The 19,471-nt window shown below is 53.8% G+C and carries 14 protein-coding genes and 1 pseudogene; 10 read left to right on the top strand and 5 right to left on the bottom strand.

Features of this window, described 5'->3' with window-relative positions; genetic code table 11:
* The 3 genes from ACPYOI_RS28400 to ACPYOI_RS28410 form a co-directional block, all read left to right on the top strand.
* On the top strand, positions 1-1,261 hold a 1,261-nt coding region (locus ACPYOI_RS28400; RefSeq protein WP_481423657.1), incomplete at its 5' end, for a nucleotide disphospho-sugar-binding domain-containing protein.
* Between the two features lie 156 nt (positions 1,262-1,417).
* The gene (locus ACPYOI_RS28405; protein ID WP_481423658.1) at positions 1,418-1,678 is read left to right on the top strand and encodes a hypothetical protein; all 261 of its coding nucleotides are present in this window, start codon (positions 1,418-1,420) and stop codon (positions 1,676-1,678) included.
* Between the two features lie 162 nt (positions 1,679-1,840).
* Positions 1,841-2,059 carry a hypothetical protein gene (locus ACPYOI_RS28410; RefSeq protein ID WP_168834259.1) on the top strand — a complete coding sequence of 73 codons (219 nt, stop codon included), beginning with the start codon at positions 1,841-1,843 and terminating at the stop codon, positions 2,057-2,059.
* A gap of 415 nt (positions 2,060-2,474) precedes the next feature.
* Here ACPYOI_RS28410 and ACPYOI_RS28415 read toward each other — a convergent pair.
* A pseudogene (locus ACPYOI_RS28415) lies at positions 2,475-3,098 on the bottom strand (molybdopterin cofactor-binding domain-containing protein); the annotation flags it as partial.
* A 919-nt stretch (positions 3,099-4,017) separates the two neighbouring features.
* Complete coding sequence (locus ACPYOI_RS28420; protein ID WP_481417214.1) at positions 4,018-4,311, bottom strand: PDDEXK nuclease domain-containing protein; 294 nt, start codon at positions 4,309-4,311, stop codon at positions 4,018-4,020.
* Between the two features lie 115 nt (positions 4,312-4,426).
* On the opposite strand from ACPYOI_RS28420, the gene ACPYOI_RS28425 reads away from it, so the two are divergent.
* Positions 4,427-5,965: an alginate lyase family protein gene (locus ACPYOI_RS28425; protein WP_481417200.1), complete on the top strand. Its 1,539-nt coding sequence runs from the start codon at positions 4,427-4,429 to the stop codon at positions 5,963-5,965.
* Between the two features lie 172 nt (positions 5,966-6,137).
* Here the strand turns inward: ACPYOI_RS28425 and ACPYOI_RS28430 are convergent, their stop codons facing one another.
* Positions 6,138-7,046 (bottom strand): class I SAM-dependent methyltransferase, encoded by a 909-nt coding sequence (locus tag ACPYOI_RS28430; RefSeq protein WP_481417201.1) that lies wholly within the window; start codon positions 7,044-7,046, stop codon positions 6,138-6,140.
* Between the two features lie 502 nt (positions 7,047-7,548).
* On the opposite strand from ACPYOI_RS28430, the gene ACPYOI_RS28435 reads away from it, so the two are divergent.
* The 3 genes from ACPYOI_RS28435 (at position 7,549) to wecB (ending at position 12,120) form a co-directional block, all read left to right on the top strand.
* Entirely contained in the window at positions 7,549-8,775 is a 1,227-nt protein-coding gene (locus ACPYOI_RS28435; protein WP_481423659.1) for a glycosyltransferase, read from the top strand.
* Positions 8,776-8,911: 136 nt separating this feature from the next.
* Positions 8,912-10,750, top strand: a complete 1,839-nt coding sequence (locus ACPYOI_RS28440; protein WP_481423660.1) for a glycosyltransferase — start codon at positions 8,912-8,914, stop codon at positions 10,748-10,750.
* 251 nt (positions 10,751-11,001) lie between these two features.
* Positions 11,002-12,120 (top strand): non-hydrolyzing UDP-N-acetylglucosamine 2-epimerase, encoded by a 1,119-nt coding sequence (gene wecB / locus ACPYOI_RS28445; RefSeq protein WP_168833842.1) that lies wholly within the window; start codon positions 11,002-11,004, stop codon positions 12,118-12,120.
* 327 nt (positions 12,121-12,447) lie between these two features.
* Here wecB and ACPYOI_RS28450 read toward each other — a convergent pair whose 3' ends face one another.
* Positions 12,448-13,512 (bottom strand): stealth family protein, encoded by a 1,065-nt coding sequence (locus ACPYOI_RS28450; RefSeq protein ID WP_481417204.1) that lies wholly within the window; start codon positions 13,510-13,512, stop codon positions 12,448-12,450.
* A gap of 113 nt (positions 13,513-13,625) precedes the next feature.
* Here ACPYOI_RS28450 and ACPYOI_RS28455 point away from each other — a divergent pair, with 113 nt between their 5' ends.
* Positions 13,626-14,306 carry a transposase gene (locus tag ACPYOI_RS28455; RefSeq protein WP_481423661.1) on the top strand — a complete coding sequence of 227 codons (681 nt, stop codon included), beginning with the start codon at positions 13,626-13,628 and terminating at the stop codon, positions 14,304-14,306.
* A gap of 23 nt (positions 14,307-14,329) precedes the next feature.
* On the opposite strand, the gene ACPYOI_RS28460 is transcribed toward ACPYOI_RS28455, so the two are convergent.
* Positions 14,330-15,175: a glycosyl transferase gene (locus ACPYOI_RS28460; RefSeq protein ID WP_481423662.1), complete on the bottom strand. Its 846-nt coding sequence runs from the start codon at positions 15,173-15,175 to the stop codon at positions 14,330-14,332.
* Between the two features lie 939 nt (positions 15,176-16,114).
* Here ACPYOI_RS28460 and wecC point away from each other — a divergent pair.
* Entirely contained in the window at positions 16,115-17,371 is a 1,257-nt protein-coding gene (wecC, locus tag ACPYOI_RS28465) for a UDP-N-acetyl-D-mannosamine dehydrogenase (protein WP_481423663.1), read from the top strand.
* A 35-nt stretch (positions 17,372-17,406) separates the two neighbouring features.
* Positions 17,407-19,239: a glycosyltransferase family 4 protein gene (locus ACPYOI_RS28470; RefSeq protein ID WP_481423664.1), complete on the top strand. Its 1,833-nt coding sequence runs from the start codon at positions 17,407-17,409 to the stop codon at positions 19,237-19,239.
* Positions 19,240-19,471: the final 232 nt, after the last annotated feature.

The raw sequence follows: 19,471 nt of genomic DNA on the forward strand, positions 1-19,471 counted from the left end.
GACGCCAGCGCCGGGCCATGTCAATCCAATGCTCGGAATCGCGCGCATCCTGATGGCCGAACGTCACGAGGTGATGGGTGTCACAGGGAGCGCCTTTCAGGAACGCGTCGAAAGTATCGGCGCCATGTTTCGTCCCATCCCTGCCAGCGCGGATCAGGATGTGGTGGATCCTTTCTCGAAGTACCCCGAACTGAAGGAGACCCCTCCGGGGCTGGAGTTGTTACGCCTCATCATAGAGCGTTTGTTCGTCGACCACATTCCCGCGCAGCATCAGTGCTTGCAACAGGTACTGCGCGATTTCCCCGCCGACATCCTGATAGGCGATGACTTCTTTTGTGGCCTCCTGCCAATGCTCCTCGCACCCCGCTCGAAGCGGCCTCCAATTGCGCTTTTCGGCACCTCGATCCTGCATTGGCACCGCGAGGACGGAGCACCAAACTTCCTCGGCTTGTCCCCTGCAACCACCCAGGCGCAGCGCGAGGAATACGCGATCATCGCCCAGGAGTATGACGACATCGTCAACCAACCTGTCGCGCGTCGCGTAAACGGGTTCTTGGATGCCACGGGCATTGGCCAGCTCTCGACGTCCCTTTTCGAGTCGATCGTCGGACTCGCAGATGCCTACATGCAGCTGACGGTGCCGAGCTTCGAGTTCCCGCGCATGCTCCCGCCTTCGGTGCAGTTCATCGGCGCGTTGCCCATTATCCCGAACCAGGCGCCACTCCCGCCCTGGGCGGATGAGCTGGACGGCGGGAAGAAGGTGGTCCTGGTCACTCAGGGGACAGTAGCGAACCACGATTTCGGTCTCTTGGTTGCCCCAACCTTGGCCGCGCTGGCTAATGAGGCGGACGTGCTCGTGGTCGTCACTGCAGGCGGTCGTCCACTCGAGGCAATCCCGGGCCCCCTCCCGACCAATGCGCGGGTGGCCAGCTATCTGCCATTCGAGTGGATCCTGCCAAAAACTGACCTAATGGTTACCAATGGCGGCTATGGCAGTGTCAACCAGGCGATGAGCTTTGGTGTTCCCTTGGTCACGGCAGGGCTGACCGAAGATAAGGCCGACGTGAACGCGCGGGTCGGCTGGTCCGGGGTCGGCATCAACCTTGGAACCAATGCACCGACGCCGCAGCTATTGCGCGGGGCCGTCCGGACTGCCCTCGATACGCAGAGGTACCGCGCGCGCGCCTCCTTCATGGCCAGAGAGTTCGCGCGGATAGACACTCGCGCTGAGCTCCTCAGGATCGTTGGGGAATTAGGCTAGAACTCGGCCGACAGCTTGTCTTGCAGGAGGACGGGTACGTGTCGCTTCCAACCTGGACCTATGCATAGTGCGTGAGGGTGACGTCGGTTGATAGTTTGACTTGCCTCCTTTTCCTCTCTCGAGACACGTAGCTCAAACGCTACTCATGAGAAATAGATGACACGCCTCAGGATAATCGTAGAAGTGCGTCTGAACGACGAGCATGGCCCGCGCCCGATCGGGATTATGACACTGGGCCAAGCGCTTAAATTGCCAGACATTCCCAACTTAGAGTTCACCCACCCCGAGCCGGCAATCGCTAATTTGGGTCAGTTCGTTTCCAAGCGGGAGTTGCAAGAATTTGCGGCCGCCGGCCGCACAGCGGCCGCTGCGACGATTAAGGGCATGCGAAATATCCCTCAAACCGAAGAAAATTGAGGGACATATGTCGTTGCTACAAGTCAGCCATTCAATCCGCTCCATGGCCAACAGCCTTTGGACGACCGAGGAGGTTGTCCAGACGCTGGCCGAGGCATAAACACCGGCATCACTCCCCTTTGCCGGTAGGGGCTCGATCGGAATCATCTGCCAGTTACAACCATGACCCCAGAACGATTTTCTGAATGCCTCCTGCATATCCGATGGACGCCGATCAACATCGCATCGGCCCTCCAATGCGAATTGTCGTGGCTCGAAGCGCTCGAAGCCGGGAACGAGGAAATTCCTGCAGGCCTGGCTGCCTGGTTGGAAACACTGGCACAGGCCCACGAGGCTCTGCCGCCCCCAACTACATACTGTGGAAAGAGATCAAAGCTCTAAGTAAATCACCGCTTTGTCCCGCGCGCCTGGACGCATGACCAGAAGCTGCGGCATGCGTCATATAAGGGGCTTCGAGAGGAGCAGGGCGAGGCGGCGGTTTATGAAATTTAGCGTTGGCGTGCGGGCCGGACTTCAGCTCCATATACTTCGGGCGCCGTTTCCATGGCCCACCTGTACGGATAGTCCCGATAAGCACACAAACCAAGGCACCAAGCTTGGACGTCAGAGTTTGCGGGCGTCGTGAAGCCGCTGATCGAACAGCCAAAACTAATACCACGAGGCAAGAGTATTGCGGCTGCGCATCACTCATCATCGATGATCTCGACACACTGATTTCTTGGCAGGCCAGCGATCCGACCAGCATCCAGCATACAAGGCGTGATCAACAGAACTGGAAGATCCATCGTGCCGTCACAGGCAGCGCCACCTTGACCGGCCGCCCGGCAGCTTTCGCGCCGAATGCGGCAAGGACGGCGTCGGAACGAAGGTACAACTTGCTGCCGAAGCCGCCGCCAATGTAGGGCGACACCAGGTGGATCCTCTCCTTGTCGACGTCGAGCGTCGTCGCAAGATCGGTTCGCCACCAGTCAATCATCTGGCGCGACGTCCAGACCGTCAGCTCGTCGCCATCCCAGGCCGCAATCGAAGCATGTGGCTCCATCATCGCGTGCGACTGGTCTGGCGTCGTATAAGTTTCGTCCAGGGTCGCTGCCGCAGACTGGAAGCCGGCCTCGAAGTCGCCCACGGCTGAATCCGGACGGGGAGAATACGGACGGCTGGAGTCCGGCATGACCGCCGTTTCCATAGCCTGTTTCAAGTCGAAGACGCCCCTCTCCTCGGTGTAGTCGACCTTGACGAGCGTAGCTGCGGCGCGGGCCTCTTCGAAGGTCCCGGCGACGACGATGGCGATCGCCTGGTGGTAGTGCTGCACCTCGTCACCGCCGAAGAGCTTGGCGGTGTTGAACCTGCCTTTCTTACGATCGCCGATGTCGAGGGTCGTGACGATTGCAATTACGCCCGGCGGCTTCCTGGTCGCCGTTCACGTATATTTTCATCGCATGCGCCCTTTCGTCAGCAATGTCGTTTCTCCTTTTCCGCCTCATGCCGGAGAAGTCACTCCGCGGCCACGCAGAGAGCAGGATGGCCGTCGCTGTCGAATAGCTCGGAAATCGGCACACTCCTTGGTGCAGCGACAATATACAACCGTAGAGCGGCCCGATATTGCCGACGGCCAGGCAGACCAAGGCGTTGCCCACTCTCGGCCTGCATTGTCATCAAATGGAGCCGTGAGGTGCTATGCAGCCATGGGTGCTTTCGCCACTCGAAAAGTCATCACTTCGATGGCTGTCATGTGGCGGGACCATCGCCGAAATCGCCGCGCTTGAGGCTAAGTCCGTCATGGAAATCGAGCGCAGTCTTGAAGGTGGCCGTCGAAACTCTCCAGTTTCGAGCTTACTTCGTCGTAGCGCGCTGCCCGGTTTACAATGGGACTTGGCGCCAACTGCGCGAGTTCCATAATAGGGGCTTATGCCGTAAATCGCGAATAAATCCGCGGCTCAAAAATGAGACGCGTGTCATCGGTTCGTATCCCTTCAAGGCGGCGGATGCACGGCGGTGCAGTACACGCGGCAATAGAGCTCCGCTGTCGGAATCTGCTCGGTGTAGATGTTCTGCTTCACGATCATTGTTTGTCGCGGATCGCGCGGAGTTCGGCAAGGAATGCTGTCGCGATTTCGGTTGCCTCGGATGCATCCGCAGGAGCGACATCCAATCCGTGCGCAGCGCGGTTCATGCTCTGCAGGGCACTGCGGAACCGATCTGCGGTTTGGGGAGCTAAGCCGAGTCGCTGCAAGTCGCTTAGCGTTGGTCCGAGAGCCAGTGGCGCTCCGCTTCGGTCTGATTGGCCACCAGCGATGGGATTTCACGCTCAACCTCAATGCGCAACTTCACAAGCGCCATCAACGGGAATTCGCGTGCAAACTCCGCTTCTGTCGGTAGCTCTGCCCGCAATGGGTCGGGAAGGGCGGCAGAGAGCCGGTATTCCGCAACACCATCGGCTTCGTTGAATCTCGGAGAGCGTACTCGACAACGACCTCATTCTTGCCCTTGCAAAAGATAATGCTTATGCTTGGGCCGTCGGACTCGTGGCGGAGCTGGTCGTCGCCTGCGGAAAGATAGAGTTCATCTTGCCGCAGCGTTTGGCCGATCGATCCGAAAGCGGCTCCCTCTTTGAGGTGGCTGTAAGTGGGCATTTGTATGAAAAAGCGTTCTATACTTGCGGCTGTGGTATCCGCGGCGACGGTTTTCCTTCTAGGCAATGGGCGGGCTTCATCTACAGAGCGAGATTTGCCGATAGAGGCAGCCTCGTTGGCGCTTTTCACAGCAACGTCGTATGAAGAGCAGAAAGCGCATGGATTTCGCCCGAGAGCAGACGTTCAGGCATGGCCGCTGACGCTACCAATCGATTGGAACGCGGACCCGTTCAAGGATAGAAACTGGCGCTTCCATCTGCATACATGGAGAATGACGGACGCCATCTTTGAGAAGTATGTGAAAACCGGAGATCCGGCCTATCTCGATGAGGCGACGATCTTCATCCGTGATTGGCACGCGTACCACCTGATCGCGGGGAAATCCTCCGAGTTCAGTTGGTATGATATGGCAGCGGGCATACGGGCGATCCGTATTGCTTTTCTCCAAGAGCAGATCTCGACAGGCAAGTGGAATCCGCCGACTGCGGACAGAAACATCCTCCACGGCCTGGCATCCATACATGCGAAACGACTGCAGGATGAGAATTTTATCAGTCTTGGCAACCACGGGCTCTTTCAGACCGTCGGGTTGGACATGCTCTGTCAGGAATTCGCAGACATGCCCGAATGCCGCAATGGCCGAAAGTTCGCGGCTAAGATGTTTGAAAAAATCTCCGGTGGTCAGTTTACAGAAGAGGGCATTCACACGGAGAACTCGCCGCAGTATCATCGTTTCGCATTGACCGCGATTGAGAATGTTGGCGGGACTGACCGATTCGATTTGCCAGCGCTTCGGCGGAAGCTCGATCTGGCAAAAGAAGCGTGGCCGTTCATGGTGTTCCCGGACGGGACGGTCGTGCGAGTCGGAGACAGCGCGGGCTATGGAAACTCACTGAAGGTTCCGGATCCGCACCCGGTGAAACTCTTTAACGGCAAGGAGTTTGCAGTCAGAGATTGGCATGAGTCCGGCTATATAGTAATTCGCTCAAATCCACCAAAGCAGGATAGCATGCTGTTCGTGACGGGGATGAACGAGGTATGGAGTGGCCACAAGCATGCCGACAACCTCAGTTTTGAGTTGTATGAGCACGGCCGCCAGATCTTCGTGGATAGCGGGAAGTTCGGATACAACAAAAGCGAGGTCCGTAATTATTTCGTCAGCGCAGCGGCTCACAATACCATCAGCATCAGGGATAGGCCACAAACTCCAAGAGACGTAAAACTCAAGGGCTCAAGCCTGAACCCGCTTGAGATCACTGACGATCAATTTGTCGTCACGGGTAGCGCGGAATTCCCGCGCCTTGGATTTAGGCACGAGCGAAGGCTGTCATATGAACCGGGAAGATCCTTGATGATCATCGACAAGGTGACCTCTGGCAAGGAACGTGAATTTGTCAGCACGCTTGTCCTGCCGCCGGACCTTATCCCGCAAATGACGGAGAATGGTTTTGAACTGACATTGGCTGACGGGAAAAGAATCGTCGGCAGTGTCGAACAGCGGGATTGCCGCGTTGAAGCCGTTAGGGGCCAGGACGAGCCTCCCCTTGGATGGATTAGTTCGAACTACCTGAAAAAAGAGCCTACGACAGTCGTCAGAGCGATATGCCGCGGTAAGGTTCAAACGATTACTTGGGAGATTAACTTAAAAGCCTGACTCTGTAATGGCTCGACTAGCGCTGGGGTCCCGTTTAAAATCCCTACTCAGCCAGCATGAGTTGACCCATTACGACAATCAAAGCTGGGACGCCATACAGATCGGTTCGAACAACTCATCATTAGAGTATCTGGGAAACGTCTCCTGTGTGTCGTGACCAGCCGAGTTGCGCTCAGCAGATGAGTTTATCTCCAAATCTTTTCAACGCGCGCGTCTCGACTTCACGTCCGCACGCGGGGGCGTTTTCGAGCTGATCCGGTTTCCTTAGCTTTACATGCAGAAAGTCTCGCTCGAGGTCATAGCGAGGAAATCTGTCCAGCTTGTCGGCGAAGCGAGCAAGAAACTCTTCATCGAGGGGCGTTATCGAGTATTTAACGTGTTCGACGTCATAACCCACAAGCTTGAAGTAATTGAAGTAATCCGCAATTGATAATTGGTTGACCCAGGCACTCCCCCAACGCTCCTGCTCCCGGTAGCTGGGTTCGACCGAGTCCTCCGATATCCATGTTTCGCCAGCGGGCGGCGTTCCTAAGTGGCGATAGTACTCGTCGATGACTTCATCGGAAAAGAGCAGATGCGGCCATGGGAAGAATATTTCCCGATAGCGGTGCGAGGCTTTGGGGCCGCGGTAGAGGTTGGCACTGAGAAGGAAATGCCCACTTGGTACGAGAATATCATAGGCCCGCTGCAGCATGGTGTATGGGTGACGCACGTGTTCCCAGACCGAATTCGAGTAGATCAGATCGAACTGGCCAATGTCCGGTGGATTATCTTCGGTGAGGTCGGTTTGAATAAGCGTTACGCCGCTCGGCAGGTCATCCCAATTGGAATAGCGGGAAACGTCTACCCCAACAACTTGACAGCCATAGACGTTGTTTAGTGCGACACAAACTTCACCGCGTCCACAACCGATTTCGAGGATTCGCTTACGTTCTACACGGACGCGACTGTTGATTATTTCAGCGCGACGGGCTGCTCTTTGCGCTAGGGCTTCCGGATCGTAGGCGGGTGGAGCAGTGACGAGGGGCTTTGAGCGATATTCTTCGTTGAGGGCTAGAAACAGATCTAAATCGTACTTCACTTTTGCGCTCCAACTGCGACTTGCTCCGCGCTGCTTCCGCGAGACCTAACGCGGTCTGTCATCAGAATGCGCCGATCCTATTGCTCGACGAACCTACGTCGGCGCTTGACACCGACTCCGAAGTGTTTATCAGAAGGTGCTTAAGAAGGCGATGGACGGCAAGACTGTGATCCTCGTTTTGCGCCGATGAGTTGGTGATTATGCAACAAGGAGCTGTTGTTGAACGGGGAACGTATGAACCTCTTAAGGGCCGATCCGACGGGGTCTGCGCGAAGCTTTATCATCTCCATGAGTTCGCCGAGCGATTCAACCAACCTGCCAAAGTCCGCTTGATTTCAACATTGATGGATGCTTGACGAAGCTCGATACCGGTGATGGGGAAGTACCAAATGGCGTATTGAAGGATGGGAGTGCGGCCCTTGATCACTCAAGGCGGTCGCGGGTGTGTGCGCTTTTTTAGATTGAGGGTGAACGGAGCAACTATTTTCACCAGGAGAACCGCGTGAACTTACCACTGAGCCTATTAAGAGCATTGGGAGAAAAGTTTTTCGCGCCTCCTGACGGCAAATTTGCTTCCAACATTTCGACAAAAGGTAAGTTTGATGTAGATGTTTGCATTGTCACCAATTGTGCCTTTCCGGGAGGTAACGCCAGTACAACAGTAACCGAGTTGGAGACATTCACTGCGGCCGGGCTGAAGACCATAATTGTTCATTGTCCGTTGAGGCGATCGCCTTGGAAGCAATTTTGGTTGGCTGAGCGGTATTTTCCGCATGAGAGGAATATTGCGCTCGCGCGCACGATTCAAAGGATAAACTGTACTTATCTCATCGTGCGCGGACCACGGATGGCGATGATGGAACAGTTTCGAAAACTGGCCCGTCGTATTCACACGGTTAATGCTCTCTTTATTGTCAACAACTCGGCTTGGGACGAGCGCGGAAAGATCAATTTCGATTGGGTTGACCTAAATCGACGAGTGAATGAAATCGGGCTGTCCAATTCGCGAATTTTTCCGATCAGCCCAATCATACGAGCAGAGGCGAAGCGGGCGCTTTCCTCTGAAACCGATAGCCCAATGCTAGCTAAACTCGATTGGCCGCCGGCTTTCGACGTTACAGAGTTCAAATTTGCGCCTCGCCGGCACCTATTTGAACCGATTGTGATAGGTCGACATGCACGTGACCATGAAGGCAAATGGTTGCAGGATCCAGATGAACTCAGGTCTGCCTATCCGTTAGACAATCGGATCGCTGTCAGGATATTAGGTGGAGCGGACAACGCTCTGAACTTACTTGGGCAGCTTCCATCGAATTGGGAAGTCGAGCCATTCGGTGTAGCCGGCGTCTCAGACTATCTCTCATCGCTAGACATCTTCGTAAATTTCCCTGCAATCACGAGGGACGAGGCTTTCGGGCGCACTGTAGTCGAGGCGATCCTTAGTGGTCTTCCGGTAATCCTTCCGAAGCGTTTCGAAGCGACATTCGGAGAACTCGCAATTTATTGCGAGCCACGCGAGGTCTTATCTGTGATCGAAAGGATGACTCACGATGACGAAGCGAGACTGCACTACATCAATGCCGCTCGTTCCGTGGCAATATCGCTTTTTGGGGCCGAGAATTTGGTAAAACGTCTTAGCCAGCTAAACGAGGAGCGTGTGATCACACCGACGCTTGATCAAAAAGCTCAGGAATTCAGACGATATGTCTTGGACGCCGTGGAGGCTTAAACCGGCCTTCGGCGTAAACCGATCTAAAAAGGCAGGACAGTGACAAATCGCCTGGCAATATCAGCTTTGTTGGGAATTCACCCACACGGCTTTCTGATGCGGCGTGCCGTCCCGTCGAGCTAGGAGATTTCTAATCGTGACGACTTCCCACGCAAGCCCCCCCTCAACCGCAGATCTGTCAAAAAAGATCAATCTAGCGCTGGGAGCTTTCGCGGATGACTTTTTGGAAACTCATCGCCGCAAAGCCAAAAAGCGTTGGGGCAAACTTCTTTCGATGCCACACAAGCAGTTCGTTGCGTACCGAGTGAAAAAACTCGGCAAGGCATTAGAGAAAATATCTGCTTCAACAGACGGGACCCATTTTCCCAATTCTTTCAACGAAGCGGTTTTACAAAGTCGTCTACCGTTTCGAGTTAAACGAGACATAGCAAGAGTTGTTGTTCGCGCTCTCACTCTTCACGGCGCGCGCGAGGCAGCCATAAGAATTATTCACTCTCTGGAGGACGCAGAGCCCGAGAGCAGATGGCTCAAGTTTACGTTACTCCAGGAAATGTTGGACGTCGTGGCAGCTTCTGCTTATGGACGCGAACTCCTGAAGTCGAGTCAGCTATCTGAGAAACGACGCCGCGACCTCCAAAGGCAACCGTCGATGTTGCTTACCACTAGAGAGCTTTTGGTAGAGAAAGCGTCGCCCCCAAACTGGAAAGTGAGCGCCCGGGTAGCGTATATTGCTTCATCTAGCCTTCCCTATAAGACAAGCGGATATACAACGCGTACACATGGTGTTGCCGCTGGCTTCATCGAAAATGGGTTGGATGTTCAGGTCATCACCCGCCCATCTTTTCCGTTGAACCTGAAGCCCGAGATCGATGTAAAAAAAGTTTCCGAACTGGACGTTATCGACAGTATTCCATACCATCGGTTACTGGAGCCAGACCTCAAGAAAAACGCGCCAGTTGAATGGGTGATACTTGCGGCAGACGCTTTGGAAGCAAAAATCCGCCAGCTCCGCCCGGAATTAGTCATTGCGGCATCGAATTATCTCAACAGCTTGCCGGCCTTGATAGCCGCTCGTAGGCTTGGTCTTCCGTTCGCGTATGAAGTCCGCGGAATGTCAGAGTTAAGCCGGGTTTCGCGACTTCCCAGGTACATTGAGACAGCAGATTTCGCAGTGACTGTGATGATGGAAACATTTGTCGCATTAAATGCGGATTATGTCCTGACATTGACTGACCAAATGAAGGCCGACTTGGTCCAGCGTGGCGTGCCCGGTGAACGGATTAGCATTATGCCGAACGGCGTTGGAGAAAAGACAGTCGTTACTCCGGCACGAGACGAGGCTTTGGCAAAGAAGCTAAGCATTCCCGCAGGTGTTTCTGTTATCGGCTATGTTGGATCCATCGTAGAGTATGAAGGACTTCCGGATCTCGCGAGAGCTTGCGTAGGGGTAGGAAAACGCGGCTGTGATTTTCGGCTTCTGATTGTCGGAGGAGAAAAGCGAAATAAACTAAAAGGAACGCCGATATCCGATGAAATCCGTGCCGTCTTCCAAGATGCAGGCATGGAAGAAAAGCTCATAATGCCGGGCCAAGTTCCATTCGACGACGTCATTTCTTTTTACTCGACGATCGACATCGCTCCTATCCCTCGCCGTCCCTATAGGGTGAGCGAGATGGTGTCACCGATAAAGCCAGTTGAAGCCTTAGCGATGGGTAAAGTTCTCATTCTATCGGACGTAGAGGCTCTTAAAGAGTTCAGCCAAAACGGAAGGACGGGCCTTTTGTTCGAAAAAGGAAACGTCAGTGATTTGGAGGAAAAGCTGTTTCAGGCGCTTAACGATCCTCATCTGCAGAAAATGCTTAGCTCTAACGGGCAGGAATTCGTTCGTGCGACACGCACGTGGCCCGCCATTTGTGCTGCTGCAATGCAACACCTACAACTGGCCGGTCTTCTCATGAAAGACGGCCCGGCTTGAAGAGGGCATTGCCTGTGGAGGGAAGGGCGCCCTCTTGGCTTTGTCCTGACCGGCGGCGAAAACGTCCGCTTAGAGTAGAGCGCCATACCGGCTCCTCTTGCTACGCCGGTGAACCGTGAACCGGCCGCGCCAGGCGGCAGGAATTTCACCAGAACGACGGCCGCAATCAACTTTAAGGTGGCTTATCAAACTTGCTTATTGAACCGCGCATTAGCATGGTCTAATACAGAGATTGACCTCTGGAGAGACCGATGAGAAAAGTTCTCACCGTTTTTGGCACTCGGCCGGAAGCTATCAAAATGGCACCCTTGGTTGCCAGCTTACAGAATGCTCCTGATTTTTGTTCAAGACTCTGCGTGACTGCACAGCATCGAGAGATGCTCGATCAGGTTCTAGATGTATTTGCATTGGTCCCGGATCATGATCTCGATATAATGAAGCCGGGCCAATCCCTGTTCGACGTCACAGCGTCGATTTTGCTTAAACTTCAGCCGGTCCTTGAGGCGGAGCGACCGGATTTTTTGCTCGTTCATGGCGATACAGCCACAACATTTGCCGCGTCTTTGGCTGCCTACTACTGTCGTATCGCAGTCGGACACGTGGAGGCCGGATTAAGAACCGGAAAGATCTATTCACCGTGGCCAGAAGAGGGCAATCGAAAACTCACAGGGGCGATTGCTAGATATCATTTCGCAGCTACTGAAGTGGCACGTCAAAATTTAATTTCGGAGAATGTCGATCCTAACTCAATCGCGGTAACTGGCAACACAGTAATCGATGCTCTCATGAGCGTTAAGCGTGAGCTTGAAGAGAACGCCCGTTTGCGCTCAGACGTCCGGTCGCGTTTCGATTTTCTGGGTTCCAACAGGCGAATTATTCTTGTTACGGGCCATCGCCGAGAAAATTTTGGTGAGGGTTTTGAGAATATCTGTCGTGGCTTGCGGCAGGTAGCCAGTAGCTTTCCAGAGTGCATTATCGTTTACCCAGTGCACAGGAATCCAAATGTGCTGGAGCCCGTGAGACGATTGTTAAGTGGAGTTGAAAATATTCTTCTAATTGATCCACAGGATTACGTTCCATTCGTCTATTTAATGCTCAACGCTTATATAATACTCACTGACTCCGGGGGCATACAGGAAGAGGCTCCGTCGCTCGGAAAGCCGGTTTTGGTTCTGAGGGAATGTACCGAGCGGCCCGAGGCGGTTGCGGCCGGGTCTGTTCGGCTTGTTGGCACCGATGCGGATCGAATTACCCAAGAGGTTTCTCGACTTCTCTTAAGTCCGGACGCTTATCACGCCATGAGCACGGCTCACAATCCGTACGGGGATGGTAAAGCTTGCGAACGTATTATCAGTTGGTTGAGACAATGAAAGAAACGAGTCTTTTCTCGAATATTTGTCGTGGGCACCGGCTACATCGGTTATGACCTTGCCCCAGTTTTATCCAGTTTTGAGTTGGCTCCAGCGGTTTTTTGAAATGCTGTCCGACGAATTATCTCGCGACGAGATAGCAAACCGAAACGCTTGATCAGTTTAAATTGGCGTTAGGCTCCGCAGTTCGCAGATGAAATGTGTCCGCCTGACATCGAAGCACCTCGCTTCGACCGCATGCACCTGGCTGTGATCGTCGGCCACGGCGTCGGCAAAAAACTTAACGCAACAAGATCGTGCCGATAGGTCGCGGCGGCTAAAAGATACCTACTTTCGGGACCTGGCCGGTTGGGTTAGATGCGAAGCCACAACATTGCTACGGATATCACCGTTTAGGCTCTTGGCTTCAGACGCCACAATCCAAGCGTCGAGCGAAGATACGACATAACCTTGATCCTTTGAGCTCATTTTGTCGAGGCTTTGGATACAAATCGTATCGAACTCCCCTCCCTTCAGGCTTTCCAAGGCATTGTAGTTTCTCTTTTGCACCCGCTTACTATGGGGAGGCTTGATGTATCCCTTTGGCCCTGGCGGCCGGATGGCAGCCCCCTCGAGAAGCTCAAGGTGATTGGCGAGACCTATTGGCGAGTACTGTTCGGCATTGCGAAATCTATGCCCAATTTGAGACCGCAATAAGTGCTCGCGATCTGAAAAATACTGGCTCATCGTGGAGCGTCGCATGGCATGTGGATAATGTTCGGAATATAAAAAGTTTTTGTTAAATCCTAGGAGGGCTGCAGCGCGCCTTTGTGCCTCTTTAAAGCTCGCTCGCGATGGTCCCTTTCGTCTGAAAAACTGCTTAATCGCTGAAAGGAAGAAGTTAGGATGCCGGACGAGACTGCCGCGTAAAATCGGCTTCCCGCAGTCAAAGAAATAGTCGGAAGTAAGACTTCTCCCAACAAAAATATCATCATTTAAGTAGATGAAATGTTCAGATAAGCCTGGAATACGGTGAAGCATCGTTTCAATCGAGCGGGAGTTGAATACAGGTAAAACAGACTTGTGGTCGCCGAAGATAGTTTCGTGACCAATTAAATAAATTCTAGCCTCCCAATCTGGGTGGCGTTTTAGTATTGGTGCGATACAATGCGGATATTGATTGTCCGTAACTATGTAAAGCCGACGGACAAATGGGCAGAAGTATAATATTGACCATACGCAATATCGTATTTCGTTTCTGCACGCAAATCTCGTAGAGTCTGATGAATCGATATGTACGCCATTATCTAAGTAGGCCTTGCGTTTCGCCATATGAGTCGGGTCATCACCGTTAACCCAGGTGATCACGGCATCAATTGGCATTTGGTTGCTTTCCATGATCATTACTTTCATTTGCGCGCTGCACTGGGCGTGGCTTTATATTGCGAGTCGCTAATTTAGGCGAAAGCTATAACAGATAGCAATGATATTCGAGAGGGCGCCCAGTAATATCTCGGCTTGGCCGCTTGACGTGCTCCCGCCAAATTGAGCCAGTTCGAGAGCTGGAATTTCACACTTATGATCCCTGCGGGGACAATGAGGAGAATTCGACGGAGGCATCGAAGTTTTCGGAGGCACAGATCGCGTTTGCTGAAGCAGGCGGGGGACGGCACGCCGATTGCAGACGTCTGCCGCAGGCGGGGATGTCGGACGCGACGTCCTACAACTGGCGCAAGCGCTATGGCAGGTTGATGCCGTCGGCGATTAAGCGGCTGCGCCAACTCGAGGAAGAGAATGCCAAGTTGAAGCGGATCGTCGCCGACCTGTCGCTCGACAAGGCGATGCTGCAGGACGTGCTGGCAAAAAACTCCGAGGGCCCGCCCGCAAGCGTCTGCTCGTCGACAGGGGAGAGCCGACTGGAAGGTCTCGACGCGACGCGCCTGTTCGGTGCTGAAGATCGATCGGTCGCTTTATGTCTACAAGTCCAGACGCGGCGAGCAGGCCGACCCGAAGCTGAGGATCAAGGACATCTGCCAAACGCGGGTTGCGCGACGGCTATCGGCGTGTGCGGCGCCGGTTCAGTGCAGCGGCCGGAGATCCCGGAATGCGTGGAAATAACTAGGAACTCGCTTGGAGATGACCTCGCAGAAAGCGTCGGCATCAACGATCTGCCTACTGATTCTCGGGCGATGCGTCTGCTGCGGTAAGGTATGAATTCGACACAAGGATTCTACTCCTTCCAGTGATCAGCAACCCAGCCCGCCGGACGGATAAAGTGTCGCAGATGCGCGAAGACGGAATCGTTCTTCATGCGTCGGGACTTGTCGAAACTTGCCATAAGGTGGTCAGCTAAGTTACTGGCGCCACGCTTGTGATATTGGCCGTTAATCGCATGCTCGGGCCGCAGTCCACGAGGGAAAATGACGACTTTTGCGCTCTCAGGGAGTCGTGGCGAAAGTATGTAGTTTATGGGCCACGTTCGGCGGCAGTCCTGACGAAAGTGCAGCACCCACTCACGTGGGAAAAACTTCGGGCCATCCGGAACGTTTCTGGTCACAAAACGCTGTTCGAACCGGTATTCATTTGCGATGGCTTGTGGATCCTGCTTGAACAGTTCCTGGAGCGGCGCGAGCTTTCCAACCGGGAAACGAAAGAGCGATGTCTGACCAAGCTTCTCAAATGGTGTGGTTTGATTGCGCGTCATGACCACATCCTCTGGACTGCCAGTTTCAAAAAATGGGTCAATTGAAGCAACAATCACCAAGTCTAGATCCAGGAAGAGGACCGGGCCGCTAAGCGAACCCAGCGTTGCACCCCAGAGTCTTGCTTTATTCCAAATTCCTGGGGAATTTTCAGGCATCTTTGGTACTTCTAATGGAGGCAGTTCCTCGCAAAGAACCTCTCGCCTGATACCGTCCCGATTGTCGGTGAAACACGTGAAACTGAACGGCGGCGTAATGTTTCTCGCGACCATTGCATAAAGGCGATTGATAAACGGCGGACCGAATTTGGTGCCCCAATTTATGCAAATCACCTGTTTCACCGTCTTTGAAGAGAATGTCTCGTTCAGTGCCATTTTGCCTCCGCACCTGAACTTAAGCCAACTGTCTTGTTATTTAAACTACTATCGCTCGGTCAACTTACTAACATCCGATCCCCTCGGGGCGGCGAACGTATCCAATATGCCTTGCGCTGCTCGAACCAAAGGTGCCGGAGGGGCCGGACTGGGTTTACCAGATCAAGGGGGACGGCTCCGGCTGTCCACAGTACACGACCGCCTCGCCGTCGAGGATGGCTGTCTGGACGCACGATGAGAAACTCCACCATGCATGCATCCTATAAGGAGCGGCGTGATCCCGAAGGCGCAGATCCGGACTTCGTCTGGCGGATTGATGGGTATAGAATCTGCTCCTTCCCCGGATGTGGATCTTTGTCGGCGCCTTGGCGTACCAAAGCTTTGTGGGCTCTTTGCCTGCTGTCCGTCCGCCACAGCTTGTACAATTGCTCAGGGAAGCGAGTTGAACGCTGCGTACACAGAGTTGCTCTCTTTGTAATATATTGTAAACAACTTTGAGGTGATTCACTTAGGACTGCGTATTAAACCCTTCCCAAGCTGATTTATTCGGGCTTACAGCGGACCGGGGGGTCTGATGAAAAAAGTTCTCACAGTTTTTGGCACGACACTAGAAGCTATCCAGATGGCGCCGTTGGTCGCGAGTCTGCAATCGCATCCCGACTTCACCTCGAAGCTCCGTAATGGCGCAGCAGCGCGACATGTTGAAGACGCAAAATTAGGGGCCGATATTTCGATCACGCTTCGACTGCTGGGATGCGAAAAAGGGATAGGAGGCTGTCGCCGCCGGACCAGTCCGGCTCGTTGGCACGGATGCCGATCGAATTGCCGAGGAGGTTTCCTGGCTTGTTTTTAATCGTGAAGCTTTTGGGACCATGAGCACAGCTCATAATCCCTACGGTGATGGCAAGGAAGCGAACGCATAATCAACTGGTTGAGGCAATGAAAGATCAAATTTTTTCTCGAATTTCGGTCATAGGCCTCGGTTACATTGGCTTACCAACGGCCGCGCTATTTGCTTCTCGTAAAATCGAAGTCATCGGAGTCGACGTTAACTCGAAAGTTGTTGACATCATCAACAGGGGCCAAATCCATCTAGTTGAGCCTGACTTGGATATTCTGGTTCACAGTGTTGTGCATGAAGGCTATTTGCGCGCGACACTTCAGCCCGCGCCGGCGGAAGCTTTCCTCATCGCCGTCCCTACGCCGTTTAAGAGCGAAGCGCACGATCCGGATCTAAGTTACATTGAGGCGGCAGCCAAGGCTATCGCGCCAGTGCTACGATCAGGCAACCTTGTCATCCTAGAATCGACATCGCCCGTTGGAGCGACCGAGCAAATGTCCGACTGGCTCGCAGAGGCGAGACCGGATCTGACATTTCCGCAAGACGCCGGGGAGCATTCCGACATCCGAATCGCACACTGTCCCGAACGGGTCCTTCCGGGCAAGGTGATCAAGGAGCTTGTTGCCAACGACCGTATCATCGCTGGAATGACGCCGCGGTGTTCTGCGTTAGCGGTGCAGCTCTATCGAACTTTTGTCATAGGCGAATGTGTCATCACCAATCCCCGGACTGCGGAGTTGGCGAAGCTGGCTGAGAATAGCTTTCGCGACGTCAATATTGCATTCGCAAACGAGCTTTCGCTGGTCTGTGAGCGTTTCGGCGTTGATGTGTGGGAGCTGATAAGCCTCGCCAACCATCATCCTCGGGTGAATATTCTTCAACCTGGCCCCGGCGTAGGCGGCCATTGCATTGCAGTCGATCCCTGGTTCATCGTGTCAGGCGCTCCGGCTGAGTCAAGGCTCATAAGGACCGCTCGCGAGGTTAATGACGGCAAGCCCGATTGGGTGCTTCAACAAATACGGAAGACGATCTCGGACGCTTTGATGGCGGAACCGTTCCGCCGGCCATCCGATCTGCGCGTCGCTTGCTACGGAATGGCTTTCAAACCAAACATTGATGACCTCCGTGAAAGTCCAGCCCTCGAAATCATCCAACGGCTAAGGGAACAGCATCCCGGCGAGCTGATCGTTGTGGAACCCAACATCGCTGAACTGCCACACGGATTGCAAAACCTCCGTCTGATGGATGTCGACAGGGCGCTTGCAAATGCGGACGTACATGTCCTGCTCGTTGCTCACAAGGAGTTTCACGGGAAGACCTTTCCACCACGAACCGTGAGAGCCGTGCGTGTCTGATTAATGCCCTTGCAGGCAAAATGAAGGAGGCTCGAATGAGCTTAGCCACATTCCACAATGAGACGTCGGAACGGAATGCCACATCGGATGCCGTCGGCATTGCCCTTGTCCAATTTGCAGAGGAAATGCTGGCGAGGCACAGGGCCAAGGCCAAAAGGCATCGAGAAAAGCATTTTTTGACTCTATACCAGTGGCTCTTGGCACGTCGAGTTCGTAAATTGGGCCAAACATTAGGAGCCTTGTCAGACGCCAATAGCGGGGTAAGCAACCACGTTGCCCAATCAATGTGCGCTCTGATCTCGCAGGCACGTTTATCCCCAAAATTAAAGGGCGAGGTCACCGGCGCGGTCGTCAAAAAACTCGTTCAAAACGGCGCTACTAGCGCGGCTGCGGCGCTCGCCGATGCGATGGAGGCGGGCACGAGTCAGGAGAGGCTGGCTCGGTTTTCTGTAATGCAGGCAATCTCGCAGCTTGATAGTGCACTTGCATGTGGCGAGGAGCTCGTAAACTCTAAGAAGCTCTCAGCAAAACAACTCAATAGTCTACTGCGTGAGCCTGCCATGCTACTGGCGGCGCGAAAGCTTTTGGTAGAGAAGGCTGAATTTCCGGCTTGGGCAACGTCAGGCAAGATTGCTTATGTTGCAGCCTCCAGTCTCCCATACAATGTAACTGGCTACACGACTCGCACGCATGGGGTTGCTCAGGGCTACAAGCAAAACGGTTTTGATATTCATGTTGTGACACGCCCGTCTTTTCCGCTGAACTTTCACCCCACGCTTGACGCGCGCCAAATTCCGGAGCTGGAGCGACTAGACGGCATTCCTTACCATCGACTTTTGGAGCCAAACCAGAAACAACATACTCCAGTGGAGTGGATACGCCTCGCTGCTGACGCGATCGAACGGAAGCTTCGAGATATGAAACCGGAAATAGTTGTAGCGGCTTCGAACTATATGAATAGCTTGCCAGCGCTGATCGCCGCTCGCAGGTTAGGCCTTCCATTTGCCTACGAAGTCCGCGGGATGTGGGAGTTGACTCGAGATTCTCGCGATCCCGGCTTTAGTAAGACCGCCGATTTCGCCGTGACGATATTGCTGGAAGACTTTGTCGCCCAGAATGCCGATACCGTCCTGACGGTAACCGAACCGATGAGGATCGATTTGATACGGCGTGGAGTGGAACCTCAGCGCATAGATATTATGCCTAACGGCGTTAACGCATGCGCCGTTTTCAGTCCTCCGCGTGATCAACCGCTGGCGTCCAGACTGGGTATACCTTCCGGCATACCTGTGATCGGATATGTTGGATCTATCATAGATTACGAGGGACTTCCGGACCTCGCGCTTGCGTGCGTTGGATTGGCGGAAAGCGGATATGACTTTCGCTTGCTAATCGTTGGAGATGAAGGACGACCTCAGTTCAGCGGGACACCAATAACCGACGAGATTCGTGCATTCTTTAAGGCGGCTGGAATAGAAGACAGGCTCATCATGCCGGGTCGCGTGCCCTTCTCCGAAGTTGCATCGTTCTATTCACTAATCGATATCGCGCCCATCCCCCGCCGCCCGTACAAAGTCAGCGAAATGGTCTCGCCTATTAAGCCGATCGAAGCTTTGGCAATGGGAAAAGTTCTGATTGTGTCTAGTGTTGAGGCGATGAAGGATTTCACCCAACGGGGAAAAACAGGACTGGCTTTTGAGAAGGGCAACATCCGTGACTTGCAAGCCAAGCTTCAGAAAGCCCTCCACAACCCAGCGTTAAGGGAAACTCTAAAGCAAAATGCACAGGAGTTTGTCCGGAACAATCGCACCTGGCCCGCCATCTGCAAGCGAGCTGCCAAACATATGACGCTCGAAGTGGGACAATAAGGGATGTGGAGGCGAGTCAATTTGAGAACGGGCGCCCTTGCAGCTGCTCTCGATGCGCGATGGCCGTGATCTCCGTTTCACAGGAGGCGGGCTTGTTCGTCAAACCGCTGGTTCGCTTCACTCTCCTGTTCCGAAGCGATCAATGCGACAGAAAGTGACCTGCCACTGAACTTTCATCCGACTGCGATTAGAGCCTCGGCGGCTTTCAATAGGCCAAATGGCGCGGTGGGAG

The sequence above is a fragment of the Rhizobium sp. SVR5-2C genome, from assembly GCF_056755115.1.